We start from the raw sequence: 4857 nt of genomic DNA on the forward strand, positions 1-4857 counted from the left end.
GGGCAACGGTATAGCCGCCCATCAGCTCTATGACGATGTCGATCTAATGGATCGTGGCCACTTCGAAGACATCGTTGGTAATCGCAATACCGGTCGTCTGGAACTGAGGCTTTGGCGTGCGCATGGCAATTTGTGCCACTTCGATCCCACGCCCGGCACGACGAGCAATTTCCTCGGCGTTGCGCTGAAGTACGTTGAAGGTACCGCCACCGACGGTCCCTAACCCACAGATGCCTACTTTGACCGGATTCACTGTGAACTCCCCATAAAACGGCCGACTCAGGGTCGGCCGGAAAACAACCGCGTGCTCGCGGCTCTCTATTAATGGCCCGGCGATGCGGCTACCGGACCATGATCGTCAAAGGCTGACCGTGACGATGCGAATTACTTCGCGCCCAGCGCCAGTTTGGCGACTTGTGGCGCAGGCTGATAGCCCGGAATGACTTGTCCATTGGCCAAAACGATGGCCGGTGTGCCGTTCACGCCGATCGACTGACCGAGGGCGAACTGTCTGGAAACCGGGTTCTCGCACTTGGCGGCCTTGATTTCCTTGCCATCGACCATTTTGTCCATGGCCGCTTTCTTGTCTTTGGAGCACCACACGGCTTGCAGTTGCTCATCACCCGGCGAGCCAAGGCCCTGACGCGGGAACGCGACATAACGCACTTCGATGCCGCGCTTGTTCAGCTCGGGCACTTCGGCGTGCAGTTTGTGGCAGTAAGGGCAAGTGGTGTCAGTGAACACGGTGATGTGCGATTTGGTCTCGCCCACGGCCGGGTAAACCACGGTTTCAGCCACCGGGATGGCGTTGATCAGTTTGGAGATGCCCAGACGCTCGGTCTTCTCGGTCAGGTTGACCGGTTTGCCGTCCTTGAGCTGAAACAGGTAGCCCTGAACGATGTACTGGCCATCGGCACTGGCGTACAGCACACGGCTGCCCTTGAGCTTGACTTCATACATGCCAGGCAGAGGGCTCGCGGAAATGCTGTCTACCGGAACATCGAGCTGGAGGTTTTCCAGGCTTTTACGAATGGCTTTGTCAGCCGCATCATCGGCGACGGCAAAGGTGCTGACCAACGCAATGGCGGCGGCGGCGAAAATCTGGGTCAGACGCATGAGAACTCCTGAGGGCGGACAAATGGAACGGTCAGAACGCCCGGGCCGGAACACCGGGTCATAACCGTCCATCGTGCAAACCGGCAAAGCCTAACACATAAGGTCACGGTGGCCGAATGCGCCTGTCGCCAGACGCACAGGCGGATGCAATAGCTCCCACATGGATTGTTTGTTCAGCCACGCGGGTGGTGTTTGGCATGCAAATCCTGCAACCGCGCCCGCGCCACATGAGTGTAGATCTGGGTGGTCGACAGATCACTGTGACCGAGCAACATCTGCACCACGCGCAAATCGGCGCCGTGGTTGAGCAAGTGCGTGGCGAACGCGTGCCGCAAGGTGTGCGGCGACAGCGATTTGCCGATCCCGGCGACCTTGGCCTGATGTTTGATTCGGTGCCAGAACGTCTGCCGGGTCATCTGTTCGCCGCGCAGGCTGGGAAACAGCACATCACTGGGGCGCCCGCCGAGCAGTTCTGCACGACCATCGCGCATATAGCGCTCGACCCAGACAATCGCCTCCTCGCCCATCGGCACCAGCCGCTCTTTGCTGCCCTTGCCCATCACCCTTAATACGCCTTGGCGCAAGTTGACCTGTTCCAGGGTCAGGCTGATCAGCTCGGTTACCCGCAGGCCGCAGGCATACAGGACTTCCAGCATGGCACGGTCACGCTGACCGATGGCTTCGCTCAGATCCGGCGCTTTGAGCAATGCCTCAACGTCGGCTTCCGACAAGGATTTGGGCAGCGGCCTGCCGAGTTGCGGCATGTCGACGCGCAATGTCGGATCGACTGTGATCAGCTTTTCGCGCAGCAGATAACGATAAAACCCACGGACGCCGGAGAGAAATCTCGCAGTGGATCGCGGTTTGTAGTTTTGCTCCAGACGCCAGGCCAGATGATCGAGAATCAATTCACGGCCGGCATTGATCAGCTCCAGGTTTTTTTCCTGCAACCAGCCATTGAACAGCGCAAGGTCGCTACGATAGGCGCCACGGGTGTTGTCGGACAGGCCCTTCTCCAGCCACAAGGCGTCGAGGAATTGGTCAATCAGTGGATGGTCGATGGCAGGCATGGGCGCTCAAGGCACACAGTTCAACGACTGCGCGCAAATGTAGAGTGAACGGTAGGAATGGGCGCTAGTCTTTCATAGCCCGCAATTTCAAGGAACAGGGAGCATCAATGAACGAGCAGCAAATTCTATTGGCATTTGGCGGGATAGGCGCAGCGGCGCTAGGTTGCCAATGGCTGGCGTGGCGCCTGAAGCTGCCGGCGATTCTGTTTCTGTTGCTGACCGGCATTCTGGTCGGCCCGGTATTGGGGTGGCTCGATCCGCAAGAAATGTTCGGGCCGCTGCTGATGCCACTGGTATCGCTGGCCGTGGCGCTGATCCTGTTCGAGGGCAGCCTGACGCTGCACCTGTCGGAATGGAAGGAAATCGGCAGCGTCGTCCATCGACTGGTGACCCTCGGCGCCCTCTCGACCTGGATTGTCATTGCGCTCGCCACTCACTTTTTGCTCGGCTTCGACTGGATGCTGGCGATCCTCTTCGGCAGCCTGACGCTGGTCACGGGCCCCACGGTGATTGTGCCAATGCTGCGAGTGGTGCGGCCCAAAGCCTCGATCGCCAACATTCTGCGCTGGGAAGGCATCGTCATTGATCCGATCGGCGCCCTCCTCGCCGTGGTGGTCTACAGCTTCATCATTGCCAGTGCCGAAGGCCATGGCCTCAAGCAGAGCCTGTTCACCTTTGGCGGGGTGATTGCCTGCGGCGCGGCGTTCGGGGTGGCCGGAGGCTGGTTGCTTGGCACGGTCATTCGGCGGCAATGGCTGCCGGAGTACCTGCACAACCTCGCTTCGCTGGCGGCGGTGCTGGGAATTTTCATTGTCTCCAACGAGGTGATGCATGAGTCCGGCCTGCTGGCGGTAACACTGATGGGCATGTGGCTGGCCAACATGAAAGGCGTGGACGTGCGGCACATCCTGCACTTCAAGGAAAACCTCAGCGTGTTGCTGATTTCCGGGCTGTTCATTCTTCTCGCCGCACGGCTGGACTTGAACGCTTTGATTGGGCTCGGGCCGTTGGTGCTGATTCTGCTGCTGGTCATCCAGTTGATCGCCAGACCTTTGAACGTTGTGCTGAGCACCGCGGGGTCTAGCCTGAACTGGCGTGAGCGGGCATTGCTGTGCTGGATCGCCCCGCGCGGGATTGTCGCGGCGGCAGTGTCGGCGATTTTCGCGATTCGCCTGGATGAAGCCGGACATGAAGGTGCGCTGTTGCTGGTGCCACTGACCTTCGCGGTGATCATCGGCACCGTCGTACTGCAAAGCGCAACGGCGCGACCGTTGGCGCGTTTGCTCAACGTCGCGGAGCCGGCGCCCAGTGGTTTCCTGATCGTCGGCGCCAATGGGCCGGCCCGGGCTTTGGGCAAGTCGTTGCAACAATTGGGTAGCCGAGTGTTGCTGACCGATTCAAGCTGGGAAAATATTCGTGCAGCGCGCATGGAGGGTTTGCCGACGTACTTCGGTAATCCGGCTTCGCAGCATGCCGATGCGCATCTGGATCTGGTTGGCCTGGGGCATTTGCTGGCGCTGTCGCCGTCGGGCGAACTCAACACGCTGGCAGCCATGCGCTTTCGCCATGACTTCGGGCATCAGCGCCTGTTTGGCCTGGCCAGCGGTCAGGAAAGCCGTCGCAGCGACAAGCACCGCGCCAGTCTTGAGCATCGCGGCAATCAACTGGGCAGCGAGGCACTGACCTACGCCAAACTGGCCGGCCAGATGGGTCAGGGTGCCGAGCTGTATAGCACGACGCTGACGGACGGCTTTGGCTGGGAGGATTACCGTGCGCTGCATGGCAATCGCGCCACGTTGTTGTTCATGCGCGATGACAGCGGATGGGTGCATGTGGTGACGCCGGAGACCGCTTTGAAGCCGGGATCGGGGTGGACGCTGCTGGCGTTGATCCAGCCTTTAACCAGTGGCGCCTGACCTGACGCATGCGCGAGCAAGCCCGCTCCCACACAGGATCGAGGTCTCATGCGAGAACGGGCTTGCCCCACACCGGGTCGAGGTCTTCTGTGGGAGTGGGCTTGCTCGCGAATGGCACGACTCGGAGTTGGATCAGGCCGCAAACCCCGGCAGCACCGGCACCGGTCGCTTGTCATCATCGATGGCGACAAAGCTGAACTGCCCATGGATCGCCTTCTCGCGCCCGTCGCAGCTCATGCTTTCCACAAACACTTCCACCTCGACCTTGAGGCTGGTGTTACCGACCTTGATCACTCGCCCTACCAGTTCGACGATGGAACCGGCCGGGATTGCATGATTGAAGTCGATGCGGTCAGTAGACACCGTCACCAGCGGCAAACGGCAAAAACGCGTGGCGGTGATGAACGACACCTCGTCCATCCACGCCAGTGCGGTGCCGCCGAACAGGGTGTTGTGGTGGTTCGTGGTCGGCGGGAACACGGCTTTGGTTACACGGGTCACCGAGAGCTCGGTACGGCGTTCGATTTCCTGGTCACGGGGGGTCATGGTTATGGCCTGAACTAAAAATGCTGTGGATAAATTGCAGGCAACAAAAAAGCAGCCCGTAGGCTGCTTTTTTCTGCATCGGAAGCTGGACTTAAGCCAGTTTTTCCTTGATGCGAGCTGCTTTACCCGACAGGTCGCGCAGGTAGTACAGCTTGGCTTTACGTTCGTCACCGAGACGTTTAAAAGCCATGCTGTCGATGTGCGGTTAG

At 59.7% G+C, this 4857-nt stretch carries 4 protein-coding genes and 2 pseudogenes; 1 reads left to right on the forward strand and 5 read right to left on the reverse strand.

Features of this window, described 5'->3' with window-relative positions; all coding sequences use genetic code 11:
• Positions 1–46 precede the first annotated feature (46 nt).
• From ACIOU6_RS27405 to xerD, 3 genes and pseudogenes are all read right to left on the reverse strand, one after another.
• A pseudogene (locus ACIOU6_RS27405) lies at positions 47–253 on the reverse strand (homoserine dehydrogenase); the annotation flags it as partial.
• A 131-nt stretch (positions 254–384) separates the two neighbouring features.
• Positions 385–1116, reverse strand: coding sequence for a bifunctional protein-disulfide isomerase/oxidoreductase DsbC (gene dsbC / locus ACIOU6_RS27410; RefSeq protein WP_221729885.1), 732 nt, complete (start codon positions 1114–1116; stop codon positions 385–387).
• Between the two features lie 173 nt (positions 1117–1289).
• Positions 1290–2186 (reverse strand): site-specific tyrosine recombinase XerD, encoded by an 897-nt coding sequence (gene xerD / locus ACIOU6_RS27415; protein WP_221729886.1) that lies wholly within the window; start codon positions 2184–2186, stop codon positions 1290–1292.
• A 107-nt stretch (positions 2187–2293) separates the two neighbouring features.
• Here xerD and ACIOU6_RS27420 point away from each other — a divergent pair, with 107 nt between their 5' ends.
• Positions 2294–4102 carry a sodium:proton antiporter gene (locus tag ACIOU6_RS27420; protein WP_339495996.1) on the forward strand — a complete coding sequence of 603 codons (1809 nt, stop codon included), beginning with the start codon at positions 2294–2296 and terminating at the stop codon, positions 4100–4102.
• Between the two features lie 132 nt (positions 4103–4234).
• Here the strand turns inward: ACIOU6_RS27420 and ACIOU6_RS27425 are convergent, their stop codons facing one another.
• A complete protein-coding gene (locus tag ACIOU6_RS27425) occupies positions 4235–4648 on the reverse strand; it encodes an acyl-CoA thioesterase (protein ID WP_221729888.1) in 414 nt (137 codons plus the stop codon).
• A 91-nt stretch (positions 4649–4739) separates the two neighbouring features.
• A pseudogene (locus ACIOU6_RS27430) lies at positions 4740–4844 on the reverse strand (50S ribosomal protein L19); the annotation flags it as partial.
• Positions 4845–4857: the final 13 nt, after the last annotated feature.

This window comes from Pseudomonas sp. NPDC087615, assembly GCF_044743445.1.
Classification (GTDB): domain Bacteria; phylum Pseudomonadota; class Gammaproteobacteria; order Pseudomonadales; family Pseudomonadaceae; genus Aquipseudomonas; species Aquipseudomonas baetica_A.